This is a genomic window from Telmatocola sphagniphila (assembly GCF_018398935.1).
Taxonomy (GTDB): Bacteria; Planctomycetota; Planctomycetia; order Gemmatales; family Gemmataceae; genus Telmatocola; species Telmatocola sphagniphila.
The window spans coordinates 1,684,940-1,699,794 of the sequence record NZ_CP074694.1 but is presented as its reverse complement, the minus strand read 5'-3'; the positions used below and the strand labels follow the sequence as shown (position 1 = coordinate 1,699,794).

11 protein-coding genes and 1 tRNA gene are annotated in these 14,855 nt (G+C 52.4%); 6 read left to right on the top strand and 6 right to left on the bottom strand.

Features of this window, described 5'->3' with window-relative positions; genetic code table 11:
* The first annotated feature begins 93 nt into the window (after positions 1–93).
* The 3 genes from KIH39_RS06910 to KIH39_RS06900 all read left to right on the top strand — a co-directional run bounded on the left by KIH39_RS06910 (position 94) and on the right by KIH39_RS06900 (position 2,452).
* The gene (locus KIH39_RS06910) at positions 94–978 is read left to right on the top strand and encodes a hypothetical protein (protein ID WP_213498545.1); all 885 of its coding nucleotides are present in this window, start codon (positions 94–96) and stop codon (positions 976–978) included.
* 12 nt (positions 979–990) lie between these two features.
* On the top strand, positions 991–2,304 hold the full coding sequence (locus tag KIH39_RS06905; RefSeq protein WP_213498544.1) for a hypothetical protein: 1,314 nt from the start codon (positions 991–993) through the stop codon (positions 2,302–2,304).
* Positions 2,305–2,379: 75 nt separating this feature from the next.
* Positions 2,380–2,452: transfer RNA gene (locus KIH39_RS06900), tRNA-Phe, on the top strand.
* On the opposite strand, the gene queG is transcribed toward KIH39_RS06900, so the two are convergent.
* From queG to KIH39_RS06880, 4 genes are all read right to left on the bottom strand, one after another.
* Positions 2,453–3,574 carry a tRNA epoxyqueuosine(34) reductase QueG gene (gene queG, locus KIH39_RS06895; RefSeq protein ID WP_213498543.1) on the bottom strand — a complete coding sequence of 374 codons (1,122 nt, stop codon included), beginning with the start codon at positions 3,572–3,574 and terminating at the stop codon, positions 2,453–2,455. It lies immediately after the preceding tRNA gene.
* Complete coding sequence (locus KIH39_RS06890; RefSeq protein ID WP_213498542.1) at positions 3,511–5,148, bottom strand: ATP-binding protein; 1,638 nt, start codon at positions 5,146–5,148, stop codon at positions 3,511–3,513. The genes queG and KIH39_RS06890 overlap by 64 nt, the downstream gene beginning before the upstream one ends.
* Positions 5,149–5,282: 134 nt before the next feature.
* The gene (locus tag KIH39_RS06885) at positions 5,283–6,119 is read right to left on the bottom strand and encodes a class I SAM-dependent methyltransferase (RefSeq protein WP_213498541.1); all 837 of its coding nucleotides are present in this window, start codon (positions 6,117–6,119) and stop codon (positions 5,283–5,285) included.
* 235 nt (positions 6,120–6,354) lie between these two features.
* Positions 6,355–8,976, bottom strand: a complete 2,622-nt coding sequence (locus KIH39_RS06880; RefSeq protein ID WP_213498540.1) for a DUF1549 domain-containing protein — start codon at positions 8,974–8,976, stop codon at positions 6,355–6,357.
* A gap of 155 nt (positions 8,977–9,131) precedes the next feature.
* On the opposite strand from KIH39_RS06880, the gene dprA reads away from it, so the two are divergent.
* From dprA to KIH39_RS06865, 3 genes are all read left to right on the top strand, one after another.
* Positions 9,132–10,283 (top strand): DNA-processing protein DprA, encoded by a 1,152-nt coding sequence (gene dprA / locus KIH39_RS06875; protein ID WP_213498539.1) that lies wholly within the window; start codon positions 9,132–9,134, stop codon positions 10,281–10,283.
* Between the two features lie 213 nt (positions 10,284–10,496).
* Entirely contained in the window at positions 10,497–11,717 is a 1,221-nt protein-coding gene (locus tag KIH39_RS06870; RefSeq protein ID WP_213498538.1) for a serine/threonine protein kinase, read from the top strand.
* Between the two features lie 130 nt (positions 11,718–11,847).
* Entirely contained in the window at positions 11,848–13,095 is a 1,248-nt protein-coding gene (locus tag KIH39_RS06865; protein WP_213498537.1) for a serine/threonine protein kinase, read from the top strand.
* Here the strand turns inward: KIH39_RS06865 and KIH39_RS06860 are convergent, their stop codons facing one another.
* The gene (locus KIH39_RS06860) at positions 13,096–13,656 is read right to left on the bottom strand and encodes a DUF1802 family protein (RefSeq protein WP_213498536.1); all 561 of its coding nucleotides are present in this window, start codon (positions 13,654–13,656) and stop codon (positions 13,096–13,098) included.
* Positions 13,653–14,651 (bottom strand): NAD(P)H-dependent glycerol-3-phosphate dehydrogenase, encoded by a 999-nt coding sequence (locus tag KIH39_RS06855; RefSeq protein ID WP_213498535.1) that lies wholly within the window; start codon positions 14,649–14,651, stop codon positions 13,653–13,655. The genes KIH39_RS06860 and KIH39_RS06855 overlap by 4 nt, the downstream gene beginning before the upstream one ends.
* Positions 14,652–14,855: the final 204 nt, after the last annotated feature.

The following is a 14,855-nucleotide window of genomic DNA, read 5'->3' as shown; positions in this document are numbered from 1 at the left end:
CCTCGCAAGTTTTGCGGGGAATCACTTTGCGATTCACTTCGATGATAAAATAGAGTATAAGCAATTTCTTAAGCGATCCTTGGGAACATAGCCATGAAACCACCTCTGATTGAATATGGCGTTCCACTCGACCCAAATTCCATGATCGTTCCTGCAGATGCAACGGAATTGGAGCTGGAGGCGGGTCATCCGGGATTGGGAGATGCCGCCTACATCGAACGTCGGAAACAACTCTTTCAGCTCTGCCGGAAGCACCGGCTGGAAAATCTGGGTCCACCGATCATCGAGTATAACGAGGAAGAAACCCGCATCTGGCAGGAGGTTAGTCCCAAGCTCGATGAACTGCACATTCAACACGCCAGTGAAATCTACCTGAAAGCCAAAAGGCAGCTCGGAATATCCGATAAGGAAATCCCCCAATTACGGCTCTTGAGTGAGCAGGTCGATCGGGTCACGAGAATGCATCTGGTACCGGCCGAGGGACCGATTCCCTATCGCACCTTTTACAAGTACATCGGTCAGCGCGGCTTTCCAGTAACTCAATTCATCCGGCATGGTTCGCACCCGGAGTTCACCCCGGAACCCGACATGATTCACGATTGCCTGGGGCACGTGCCGCCGCTGATGAATCAGGATTATGCCGAGCTGCTGACTCTGATCGGCCTGGCGGCTTCGACGACGATGGAAGGCGATCAGGTACTGGCTCTGAAACGCTTTAGCTGGTTCTCCGTGGAATTTGGTCTGATTGAAGAGCAGGGGGAGGTCAAGGTGTTCGGCGCAGGAATCTTATCCTCCACCGGCGAGATTCCATTTTCGCTTTCGAAAGACGTGATTCATAGACCTTTTGTCACGGACGAAGTGATCGAAACCGACTACGATCCCTCGCGCATGCAGGATAAATTGTTTGTTATTCCTTCCTTCCGATTCCTGCGGCAGGAAATCGAAAAACTGGTGAAGCGATTCAACATCCCCGTTTAGTAGAAAAAGGTCATGGCTGAAGCATTCCTATTTGTCCCCACTCTGGCCTTCGTCTGGATATGGGGCTTCGCATTTAGCATCATGCTGGCTCATTGTTTTCTGATCGTTTTCGAAGATACCGCCGCCGGGGCGTCACAGATTACCTGGCGTTCCGAAGCCATCGCCGATTATTTCTGGAAGATTTTCTGGCTCGCGCTTATGGTTTTCACCTGGGGTTTACCGGGTGTGATCCTGGCGATGCTGGCTATAAAAACCGAGTCGGTTCCGAAACTCGTTGAAGGGCTGTTACTTTTCTGGCTTCTCTTCCCCATCGGAATTTTATCCTCCTTAACCGGCCGATCTCCCTGGATGCCAATCTCGCTGGATTTACTCAGCCGCTTACCGCAGAAGTTTTTTTCGTTGATCGCTTTCTATATTCTCGGTGCGGTGCCGCTGGCGGCCTTCTTCAGTTGGCTGGTGTTCGGAGTGGGTCGTGACGCGGGCATCGCAAGGATCCTACCAATTTCCGCCCTCGCGGCCGCAGGTTGGATAGTTTATGCACGCCTGGCTGGCCGCTACGGCTTTTTACTCACCTTCACCAAGGGTTATGAGGTTTTAGACGACCGAATCGAATTGCGGGAGATCGAATATTCGGGAAAGAGGAGGAAGAAAAAAAAGAAGAAGAAAGTTGAACCCGAAGTACCGCAGGAGGCTCCTCCTTTTATACAGCCGAGCCAGATGACGCCGTTGACGGGGGCTATCGATGGCCCAGTGGTGGGTTACGATGTTACTTGGGAGACGGTGAAACCGGTGTCACCTCCCGAGAACAAACCTCCCAGCGAGCCCAAGTATTGGAAGAGCAATTATGGTACTGAACTGAGCGACTGGGACGGTGAACTACCCGCGATTCCGGAAGAGGAACCGGTGCGAGAGAAGACCAAAGGCGATAAAAGGGTGAAAGGGGAAATCCTCAAAGAGCCAACCCCCTGGAATGACGATGTTCCCCTGGAATTACCGGTGAGAAAACGAAAAGTCGATCTCACGGCTGAGGAGGCCGAGGAACTCGGCCTGCAGTTAAGCGATGTGGAGCCGACTCCCGAGATTATTGAACCGGTGAAGTCGGTAGTTTCTAAAAGAAAAGAACCGTCGGAAGCCGAGGTGATGATGTATTCGAAAACTCGTCGCGCCCAGGCACCCGCCAAGGCTTTCGATCACTCGATAGTCACCGTGCTTTTCCAGGTCGCGGCCATCAAGATGTGGATTTTGTTGTTCCTGGGGATGTTCGTTCTGGCGGGCGCGGCACAGATGCTGAGATTCCTTCGTCCGGGGGGAGGAGGGTTGGGATAATCGCTCTCTTTGTGCGATCCTGTGTGAAGAACCATTGACGATAGGGCTTAAAAACCCTATCTAAACGTAACGAAAGGGTAGATAGCTCAGCAGGTAGAGCATGCGACTGAAAATCGCAGGGTCCCCGGTTCGATCCCGGGTCTGCCCATTATTCGGAAGTCTCCTTATTAGAGGCTCCTCGCGCGTTGCAAGTCCGTGTATTAATTTCCTTAATTGCCCATTCCGCCGTTTCTTTGAGCATTCCGCTCTCTTCGGAAAAAATTTGTGTTAGCAGCGGTAGCACTTTGTTATCCGCGGTATTCCCCAGCACAATCAGTGCGTTCCTTCGCAATCCTTCCCATTTGGGCCTCGATAGCGGGGTGAGCCGGAATCGCCGACGAAACTCTTCTTGGGTCAATCCAACTAACTCTTGAGCATCCAACACTTCCAGATCGGGATTATGCGGTAACGAAAAGGAATCGGACTTCCGATTCCAAGGGCAGACTTCCTGGCAGATATCACAGCCGAACAGCCAGTCCCCTATCGATTCGCGGAGATTCAAGGGAATGGTATCCCGGGATTCAATCGTATGGTAACTGATGCACTTCCGGGCATCGAGCGTACCAGGTGAAAGCAGGGCATCGGTGGGACAGGCATCCAGGCAGGCGGTGCAGGTGCCACAATGCGATTGCAGGTGTGGCACATCAGAAGGGAGTTTAGCATCCAGAAGCAGGGCCGCCAGCAACAGATAGCTTCCCCGTTTCTTGCTGATCAGCATCGTGTTCTTGCCGAACCAGCCGAGCCCAGCACGACGGGCAAAATCTCTCTCCAACAGTGGGGCGGTATCCACGACCCCTCGGCCCTGCAATCCCGGCAGAATCCTCTGCAGTTTTGCCAGCAGGGTGTTCAGCTTGTCCCATAAAAAATCGTGATAGTCCGGCCCCTGAGCGTAACGGGCGACTCTACCGATCGTGGGACGGCTAGGAGGAGTGGGAATGTTCGCATAGCAAATCCCGAGCATCAGGATAGAGCGTACTTCCGGGAAAATGTTCCGGGGGTGCTGGCGGGCCTCGCGATGCTTGTGCAGATAAGACATCCCGGCGGCGTGGCCCGCATCGAGCCATTCCGAAAAGCGATCGAACCCGTCTGCCGCTGTGGCTTCAGCGATCCCGGCGAGTTCGAAACCTGCTTGAAGAGCTTCCCGCTTGAATTGGGAAGAAAGAGTCTTTAATTCGTCCTCAGTTGGGATCCGAAATTCTTTTTCAGTTCGCTCACGAAATACGTCTGGCATGCGGCATCTATCAGGTCCGGACTAAAGTTGATCCGTTCCATATTGTACTTGGCTATGGAGATCATTTGGTCCAGAATATCTCGCGGCTGGCACATTCGGAAAGGGCGTTTGATCGGCCGATACCATTTTTCGATCAGATAGTTGACGCCATCGATATCGAAATCGACGCGTCGAGCCTTGCAAACCAGCTCCCAGATTTTGCGAAACTGGGATTCATCCGGATCGCGAATCTCAATCTTGAATTTGATGCGGCGCAAGAAAGCTTCATCCGCCAGCTGGTTGGGATCCAGATTGGTCGAAAAAATCAATAACTGATCGAATGGCACTTCGATTTTATTGCCGCTGACCGTGGTCAGGTAATCGTAGCGTTTCTCCAGCGGGACGATCCAGCGGTTTAAAAGATCCATCGGTCGGATTTGCTGTCGGCCGAAGTCGTCGATCATCAGAATGCCGCCATTCGACTTCATCTGCAACGGGGCTTCGTAGAATTTGCCGACGCTGTTATATTGGAGGTCGAGCATGTTCATGGCGAGTTCGCCCCCGACCACGATCGTCGGCCTCCTCACACGGACGAAGCGATTGTCGAAGTCGGATCGGCGCAGCAGGGAATCGATCGCCTGATCGCCTTCCGCCTTCACCAAATGGTGGAGAATGGGATCGAACAATCGGATGATCGAGCCATTCACTTCGATCGCATGCGGCAGATAGATCGTATCGCCCATGAGTCGCGTAATCCGTTCTGCGATGCTCGTCTTACCGTTGCCCGGGAAACCGAAGAAGAAAATCGACGACGCGGAATTGATCGCTGGTCCGATTTCGTTATAAACGGTGTCTGAAATGATCAGATCTTCGAAAGCCCGTTGAATACTCCGCCGGGTGACCACCAGCTTCTTGATGCTTTGTGCCAGAACGGATTCGATATAGTCTTCAAACGGTACGGGAATGGGACCGACGTAAGTCGTCTTACTCAGTGCGTCCTGAACCGCGGAGGTGCCTTTTCCCGGTTTGATTTCATAGATGAACGAGGCATCGCCGCTATTGCCTTTTTGTCCGACGATGTCCACGAGCGTCTGCTTTCGCATGGCGCTGAGCACGCCGGAAATCGACGACAAGGGTACGCAGAGTTCGTTAGACAGGTCGCTGCCGGTCAGCTGACCCCGAGTGTAGATGGTTCGCAGAATGGAGTCGTATATGAAAGGGATCGGCAAACCGAGATCTTCGGTTCGAGCCGGTTGACGGGGGACGAAGGGGTTGGATATCTGCGGCACCGCTTCATCGTCATCGGGTGGAGCATCCCCGAGCAAAGTTACACCCTCGAGCCCACCGCGATTGATGGCATCCCTGTAAAGCTGATCGTAGTGGACTTTATGCAGTAACAGATGCTGAAGCGCTTCCCGATCTCCTTCTTCCTCGGCTTGCTTGATGCAATCGATTAGAGCGGGAGCTACGGTATACTTCACCCCATCAATGTACATGTGGTGGAGATATTCTCCTTCGCGAACATAGCAGTCTGGAGTATGGGTATCCATCTGCTTCATCTGTTCGTAAAACTCATCCGCGATAATAAAGCGCATCGCAACCTACCCGATTTTAGGCAATTTCGAAAGAGTGAGCTGAAAACAGTTCAGATGGAAATGTAGTTCACTTTTACCGTGGGCGTGAAATGAAGGGGATACAGAAATGAAATATCTTTACAAAATTTCACCCATCAAGCTGCTTGCATATCGGCCAGCGCCGCCCGGATAGGCTTGATAGCTTTAATGACGAAAATCTGCCCAAATAGTCTTTCCAGTACCGGGAAATAGGCCCAACGAAGGAAAGACGGCATGTCTGATCGCCGGAGATGCCGCTTGGTGATTCGCCGAACTTCAAAATTCTCCAGGGATTTCTTCAGATCCGTGCCGCGATAAGTCGGGTTGGCTTTCGGCGAATTCCGGCTGCTCTTAAACCAGCTTTCCCAGAAGCACAGGACTTTGCGCCAGAACCCCGCACCGTAACGGGCTGGTACTACCGCAATAATTTTCCCGCCGGGGCGTAAAACACGCCAGGCTTCGTCCAGGATATGCGCTAGTGGCTCCGGTACTTCGTTGAAGAAGCTGAGCGTGACGATATCTACCGAATCGCTTGCAATCGCCAGTTCTGTTGGACGGCAAAATTGCATGGTGGCGGAAAGCTTATGCAGATCGAGATTTTTGCGGGTCCAGTGAAGATGGACTTTATCGGTAGAGCAAACCGTCAATTTTGCCCCATTCTTCGCATATTGAATTGCATCCGAGCCAAGCCCGGTTCCGTAAAGGAGCACGCGCTCGCCTTTATGCCGGGCAAATTCGAAAAGACGGGGGATCCAGGAAGCGTGGCGAATATATCTCTTTTCGTTAACCGAGTCAAACCAGGGCAAAGAGAAGGGCTCCAGATCGGACTTGCGATGCCGATTCGAAAACCGACGCCAGGTCTCACTCATCGCGAGTTCATAGGCGTATTTCTCCCGGGTATCTCGATCCGAGTCGGGATAAGGGTCGTCTTCGAAATCGTTCGCTGGTTCCACTTCCGGACCCCGCCAGACACGAAGATGAGAGGTTCGCCACTCCATTAGCGGTCGATGCTCGCTGAGTCAAAAAATTCCTAGTTTCCTGATACCTTCCCAGGAAGTTTCGGTCAAGACAGGATGAAAGGTGAGAAGAAACAGCCGCTAAGCGGCGAAATTGCCAAACCTGGGACCCTGGGCAAACAAAGAAGGCCTGCTTTTCGGGTAGGCCTTCTGCTCAAAAAGGGAATATCAACTACCAGTTGAAAATGAATTCTTTGGTATTCAATAACGCCCAAAGAATATTCTCATAGGAGTTTTTCTTGGTCTGCTCGGACTTATTCATTCTCTTTTGGGCTATGACCATTTCCGCATCAGTCGGTTTTCGCCCCAGTTTCGCCATAAATAAACCTTCTACCACCTGCTTGTAAAGCCGCTCCGGTTTATTCAGGTGATCGATGGCCGTTTTCATGTCCCGTTCCGTTGGCTTCCGGCCCAGCGTCCACAGGAAGAGCTCCTCGATCTTCTCTTCATCCTTTCGGGTGTCCTTGGCCGAAGCGAGTTCGGCGATGCGACCTCCGGCTCGTCCCAGTTTCTGTTGAATCTCGTCTGAGTTAAGAAGGTGCAATGCCTGAGCCAGATTGGCGTCGCTGACCCGTTCGCATTCGCAGGCACTAATGCGCTGCGGACGTCCAAACACATCCAGGAAATACGAAGTGAAAGATTCGTCTGGCAGCATGATCGCCCGGTTAGGAGCAAATTTATCAGCTGGGAGGCCGCTGAAGCTTGCAGGACTGTTAGTCACCTGACAGACCGCATCGTGCAGAACCTCGGCAGGGAGACGCTTGGGATAATAGCGGGCATAGGCCTGCTTATCATTTTTGTTGAACTCGTTCGGGATCGAAGAAAGCTGATAAGTACGGCTCTTGCAGATCGCTCTCACGAGTTCTTTTAAACTGTACTTCTGCGTCACTAGATAGTTTGACAGAGCCTCCAGAAGCTCCGGATTCGAAGGAGGGTTTGTCACTCGCATATCGTCGATCGGATCAACGATTCCACGACCGAAAAAGTGAGCCCAGTATCGATTTGCGACCGCTCGGGCAAAGAATGGATTCTGCGGGGCAATCATCCAGTTGACCAACTCCCGTCTGGGATCCTGATGCGATGTTACAGAGACCAACTCGCCGTCCAGCGGCTTGATCGGAGCGGCTTTGCCGGTGCGTTTGTTGGTCACCGAACCATTTCCCCTGGTGTAAAGGACGTCTATAGTCCGATTCTGATCGCGGCCGGGAATCGCGATCTGCTTTCGACCTAAGTTGCCGAAAAAGGCCGCGAAGCTCCAGTAATCGTCCTGGCTCCATTTTTCGTACGGATGGTGGTGACAATTCGCGCAAGCAATCCGCAGCCCCAAGAATACCTGGGCCGTATCGTCCACAAATTGTTCGGGTTGCTTCAGATCCTTATACCAGACGACCGGAGGATTCTTTTCCTCATCTCCCGTGGCCGACAGGATATCGGATACGAATTGATCGTATGGCTTATCCGAAGCAATAGCTTCTCGAATCCAATTGTGAAACGAGTAGGTTCCCGAGGCCCGATTGGAACCGCCGTCCTTGCCACGTTTTACGCGAAGGATGTCGGCCCATTTGTTGGCGAAGTAATAAGAGTACTCCGGAGTTTCTAGTAGATTGTCGACCAGCTTGTCTCTCTTTTTGGAATCTTTATCGGAGAGAAAGCTCTTCAATTGCTCCGGGGTGGGCAGGGTGCCGGTGATGTCGAGGTGCGCTCGGCGGGCAAATTGCTCATCCGTGCACAGATCGGAAGGCACTAGCCCAAGCTCTTTCCATTTCTTGGAAGTATGCTCGTCGACAAATGTATTTTTAACGAAACTGACGTCTGGAGTTTTCAATCCTAAGGGTACAGTGGCCCGGAAGGTGGCCACGTGCCCCTGATAGCGGGCCATGATCGTGGCTTCACCACTCAAAGCGAGGGTGCGAACCAGTCCTTCGGCGTCTACAGTGGCTATTTCCTGATCATTACTGTCGTACTGGGCCCGACGAGTTATATCCTCCACCTGCCCATTCGAATAATGTGCATAAACGGCAAACTGCTGCAAGTTCTGACGGGACATCACGCGATGTTCGGGAAACACGCTGATTTTGGTAACAACGGGATCGCTGGGTTTGCCTGTCGGCATACCGCTCGCAATCCAGCGTCGAATCAGTTTGTACTCATCGGAATTGGGTTCTAGTTTCTTACCGCCGCCATGTGCGACGGCTCCGGTTCCCTTCAAAAGCAGCAGACTCTGATCGGGAGAGGTCGGCATGACCCGACGGCCTCGGCCTTCTTTAATAAGTGACGCCAGATCCATATCGGGTTCAAAACCCAGGAGCGAAAGCTTAAAACCGTTTTGACCGCTGGCTTTGCCGTGACAACCGCCGGAGTTGCAACCCTGTTTGGTAAAGATCGGGACGATCTGATTGGCAAAATTAATCGGTAGGGTAGCGTTCAGCGATTCTGCCAACACGTCCAGTTTGGCCGTTTTGTCTCCGAGACGCACCGAAATTTCTGTTTTGCCATCCGCCACCGGAATCACACGACCCGAACTGTTAATGCGAATCAACTTGGAGTCGGAGGCTTTGTACTCGACCGCCGAGGTCAGGTCCTGCGATCGGCCGTCCTGAGTGATTCCCGTGACGATCAGCTGAGCCGCATCATCGGCCCCGTGGAGAGTCACCGACTTGGGATAGATTTCGATCGACTTGAACTGGGTCGGGTCCAAGTTGTTGGTCACTTCAGAAGCCAATAGGGATGCCGTGGGCAGTCCGAGCGTTGTGATTAGACAAAGGGAAAGTTCACGGAGAGATCCGAAGCGCATCTCAAGCCTCCTGGCAGAGAAGGAGAAAACAGAAACGTGTACATCGGCAGGTATTTTTATTTTGGCGTATCCGGGGCTTCAGATCAAGATTTATTTCCCATTCCGGATAAAATCAGTGCTGGAAGATTCCCTGAAGCACTTGCCCGAGCCCTAAAATGCTCTCTGAAGAACGAGATTTGCTAGCTCTCAGCCTGGTACCCGGCATCGGTCCGCGCCTCAGCCAAACACTTCTGGAACGATTCCGATCGGCAACTCGAGTACTCGCCGCCTCGGTGGAAGAGTTGCAAACCGTCCCTCAGATAGGCGTTAAGACTGCCCGTCAATTGGCGATGGCATTCTCCCAGGTGGCCGTCGAAAACGAAATCGAGGAGATGGTTCGTCAGGAAGTTAGTCTAGTCTCTTACGATAAACCGACCTATCCATCTCGATTGAAAACCATTTCGGATTATCCCAGTTTGCTTTACGTCAAAGGAAAGCTGCTTTCCACCGATGACCGGGCTGTGGCTATTGTCGGATCGCGCCAATGCACCACTTACGGGCGAAAGATGGCGGAAAAGATGGCCGTGGGTTTGTCGCAAGCCGGTTATACCATCGTAAGTGGTTTGGCACGCGGCATCGATGGCTTTGCTCATCAAGCCACACTCGAAGCGAAGGGAAGAACTTTGGCCGTTCTGGCCGGGGGGCTTTCAAAAATATATCCGCCGGAGCACGCGGCATTAGCTTCTCAAGTCGCGATGCAGGGAGCACTGATCAGCGAAACGGCCATGAAACTTGCTCCTCAACGCGGGATGTTCCACAATCGCAACCGCCTCATCAGCGGTCTGTCGCGAGCGGTGATTATCATCGAAGCGAATGAGAAGAGTGGGGCACTGATTACGGCTCGTCATGCCGCCGAGCAGGATAGAACCGTGCTCGTAGTGCCAGCGAATGCAGATGCGATGACCAGTGCGGGAAGTTTAAGATTGATCCGCGATGGGGCGCGACTGGTTCGCGGAATAGACGATGTGCTTGAGGATCTCAACGAATTGAGCGTCCAACGGTATTCGCTGTTCAAGGACGACCAGCTCGGCGAAGAGTCAATGTCTTTGGCGAATGCAGATCCTGCAGATTTGCCTAAAGCCGGTCCTCCGGAAGGCCTTTCAGAAGAAGAGGTTCGCATCTGGCAATTCCTCGAGGAGAATCGACATGTCGACGAGGTGTCCCATTTTTCCCAGATTCCCATTTCCCGTCTGAGTGGAATTCTCATGAAAATGGAAATGCGAAAGACAATTCAACGGCTGGCAGGAAATTATTACGCCCGGCGTTAAATCCCGCTGCGATTCTCGATCTCCAGAAGCAAATTTTTAGCAGCACCGTAGGAATTCCTCGAAAAAAAAGGCTAATTTTCCATGCTTCGCGCACAGTGGGAATTTTCGATGCTAGAGAATTGAACAGGGTGGGATTTCTTAGCTCACCGCGCGTTTATTTATTGAGCGACTGAGACCCAGATGCACATCAACTTAACGGGGAGAAGCTTATAAATGTCTGTACCGCAGACCCCCGCTGAATTCGTCGCCCTCGTCGAGAAGAGCGAACTGATCGATAAGTTCAAGCTCGCCGATCTCAGCACCAAGCTGAATCAGACTCTTCCTCAGCAGGCCACTCCGAGTGAAATTGCCGCCTTTTTTGTAAAAGAAGGACTGCTCACGGTTTTTCAAACCAAACTTCTGCTCCAAGGGAAGTGGCGAAATTTTTTCATCGGGTCCAAATACAAAGTTTTAGAGCACATCGGTGCAGGCGGTATGGGTACCGTTTTTCTCTGCGAACACCGACATATGAAACGCCGGGTGGCAGTAAAACTGCTACCGGTCGAGAAGTCTCTTTCTCCCGGAAATATCGAGAGATTTGTTCGGGAAGCTCAGGCCGTTGCACGGCTCGATCATCCGAATATCGTCCGGGCTCACGATGTGGATCGCGATGGTCCGGTCTATTATCTTGTGATGGAATTCGTAGACGGCATCAGCCTGCAAAATCTGGTAGATCATATCGGGCCGTTGAGCGTCGAGCGGGCCGTGAATTATGTGGCTCAGGCTTCAGCCGGTTTGCAACACGCTTTCCTATCGGGTCTGGTACACCGGGATATTAAGCCGAGCAACCTTTTGCTGGAGCGGACCGGCCAGATTAAGATTCTCGATCTCGGTTTGGCGAAATTCTCGCAGCATTCCGAACGCCTGACCCGGCAACTCGATTCCAACCAGGTGATGGGTACCGCCGATTATCTGGCACCGGAACAGGCCCGCGATTCTTGCGTTGACATCCGAGCGGACATATACAGTCTCGGAGCGCTGTTCTACTTCCTGCTGACCGGGCAACCTCCATTTAATAACGGCAGCGTAGCTCAAAAACTCATTTACCACCAGTCGGCCATACCCCGGCCGGTATTTAGTCTGCGTCCTAACATCGCCGAAGACTTATCGAAAGTCATCGATCGCATGTTGGCCAAGAATGCCGACGATCGCTTTCAAACTCCTTGGGAAGTGGTCGAAGCACTCAATCCCTGGTTGCGAGATGTACCACCGCCGACCGAAGAGGAATTGCCGGCGAATAATCTGCTCCTTCTGCGGAGCGCCAGTTCGATGCATCAAAAATCGACTGTCGCCAACTTGGCCATGACCATTCGGGATCGATCCAGCCGGGGCACAACGACCGCTAATTTGGGTAAGTTGAAGGATAGTAAAACTATGCTCTGCGAACAAATCTGAATAAGTGAGGATTTGCACCCCCGTGGATTTAGTTCTATATATCCACGACGGATAAGTGGAACGCAATGTCGCGGAAGGTCCGTGCATTATCCGTATTATGTGATTTGTTGGAAGGCGAGGGTTCGTACTAATGCAGCAGATTCCCAAATCGGCGAATGATTTGCTGCGTCTGGTCGTAGCCAGTGATCTATACGATGCCAATCGCTTAAAAGCCTATGCCCAAAACCTCGTAGCCAATAGCCTCGTACCGGCAGATGCCATGGAGTGCGCCCAGTTGCTGATCTGCGACGGGCTGCTGACTGAATATCAGGCTCGCGTTCTATTGCAGGGCGGAAATCAAAAGTTCACCCTCGGTGGTAAATATCGCGTTCTCGATCTGCTCGGCGAAGGTGGAATGGGTACGGTTTACCTGTGCGAACACAAGCACATGCGACGCCGCGTAGCCATCAAAGTACTCAGTAACGAAAAGTGTCAGAACCCGGTTCTGCTGGACCGCTTCCAGAAAGAGGCGCGCGCCGTTGCCATGCTGAACGATCCCAATATCGTTCGAGCGCACGATGTGGACTGGGATGGGTCCGTTCCGTTTCTGGTTATGGAATACGTCGAAGGCACCAATCTTCAAAAACTGATCGAAGATAATGGCCGAATCCATTTCCTGCGTTGCGTTAACTACATGGCTCAGGCCAGTTCCGGTTTGCATCACGCGCATGAAGTTGGCCTAGTACATAGGGATATTAAACCGGCCAATTTGCTCATCGATCGTCGTGGCGTGTTAAAAATCCTCGATCTCGGTCTGGCCCGTTTATCGACTGATCACGAAGTTCTGGGCTCCTCCAGAGACAATAGCGGACTTCTGGGCACGGCCGACTATCTGGCTCCCGAGCAGGCTTTGAATGCTTCCCAAGTCGATATTCGGGCGGACATCTATAGCCTGGGGGCGACGTTCTACTTCCTTCTGGCCGGCCAACCTCCGTTTCCGGATGGCACAGTGGCCCAGAAGCTAATCAAACACCAGACAACAGCTCCCAAACCCATATCGCAATTCGATCCGGAAATACCTTCGGGTGTTTGCGATGTGGTTATGAAGATGCTTGCGAAGAAACCGGAGCAGCGTTATTCGACGCCGGGCGATGTTTTTACGGCTCTACAGCCATGGCTGACCCCGATCAGCGCTCCTACCGATAACGAACTGCCGGGAACGCGATATTCCAGTCACAGCGATATTAATCTGGATACGATGGCCAGCGTTTCGGTTCAGGATACACTGCCGTTAGGCTTCGGCCCGACGAGTAAGTTCACGCGAACTATGTCCTCTTTCGAACTGCCTGCGGTCAAACAGACGATTCCCATTCGACGCGGCACTTTGAGTTCGGGTTGATTACGATCTGCCCAGGACTTCTGATATCCTGGCTGCAACCGGATGGTACTCTTCGTCCGACAGCACGTTTGAAGTTCGTTCAATCACAATTTTGTCCTTAAGAGTCACCCAGCTTTTGCAACCGGCGTACTCGGGCTCTTCCGAAATCAATATCGGTTCCGGTAGTCGCTTTATGCGCGTCAATAGAAGATAAAGCCCTTGGCACCGATAATTGAAACGCTCCTCAACAGTCTGAGTCGTCCAGAAGTAGAATTCTTTTAGTTCGAGAAGTCGATCAAGATCTTTGCAGTAAAAGATCTGCTGAACCTCCGCCAGATATTGGATCGGTACCCATCCGGGATTAGGCGCTTGCAGAAGCGGAAGGAAGCCGTTACCGAGCGATCGAGTTCTCTGGATCTGCTGGTGAAAAAACGTGGGATAAAGCCAGAAGGAGCTATGTTCCGGCAGGAAAGCTCCCCCGACTTCCGAGATTCCGCCCTTTCGGAGTATCAGTGACTGCCGGCCTGTGCCCAGAGCTGTGCAGATGGTCGCCCACTCTTTAAAAGCGATATCGAGTTTCATCGCTCCGTCCGATTTCGTCTGGTCATAAGTTCGCTCACTGCGTCGCGAGGCGATTTGTTTTTGTGTAAAACGGCGTCCACATAATGCGTAATGGGCATCTCGATCCCCATCTGCTGAGCGCGTTGATTGATACTTTGCGCTGTTGTGACCCCCTCGACGATTTTCGACCAGCTTGCCAGAATCTGCTCAATTTTCTCTCCGCGGCCCAACCGCTCTCCCACCGCTCGGTTACGGCCATGCGGGCTGTAGCAGGTGGTAATAAGATCGCCGATTCCCGCCAGCCCCCGATAAGTCTCTATTCCAGCGCCTAACGCCACACCGAGGCGAGCCATCTCCTCGAGGCCGCGGGTGATGAGTGCGGCTTTCGCATTATCGCCAAATCCGAGTCCATCGCAGATACCCGCGGCAATGGCAATGACGTTTTTCTGGGCGCCGGCCAGTTCCACTCCTATCAGGTCAGTATTGGTGTAAACGCGGAAGGTTTCGCAGGCGAAGAGATCCTGCAGTTCCTGGTTAAAAGTTGGATCCGGACCGGCAATTACAACCGAAGTCGGGAGCCCATGGATAACTTCCTCGGAATGACTCGGTCCGCTCAATGCGGCGATTCGACCGGGATTGAGCAATTCTTGAAGAATTTCGCTGGGTCGTCGGAAAGTTTCTATCTCCACGCCTTTAGTCAAACTGAGGAGCGACGTTCCAGGAGGGCAGTGGTTCTGCCAGCGCGAAATAGTCGCTCGAAGATAGACGGTGGGAATTGCCGAGATCAAAAGCTCTGCGTCCCTCGCGGCCTGGGTGATGTCCGCCGTTAACGTAATGGTTTCCGGGATTCGAAAGTTGGGGAGAACTCTGGTATTTTCTCGCGTTTTGCAGAGTAAGGCAGCGGTTTCCGGGCGCGCAGACCAGATCCAAACTTCCAGATTACTTCGATGAGAGAGCAACCAGGCAATCGCAATTCCCCAGGCACCATCCCCAAGGACTACTACTTTCTTCTTCATGCGAATGTCATCCAGTAAATTTTGCACACAGGCTGTTTTATCTAACGCTCAAACGTGGACTGATCGTTAGATTCGATACCTTTCGAGAAGGACCTTTTACAAGATTGGACAGTTTGTTGAAGCTGGTTCGCACGGCCGACCGATAAAGTTTTTGGGAATTGATATATTCCTGCCCGACTCGACGCCCAGAGGGCTAAGCCGCAG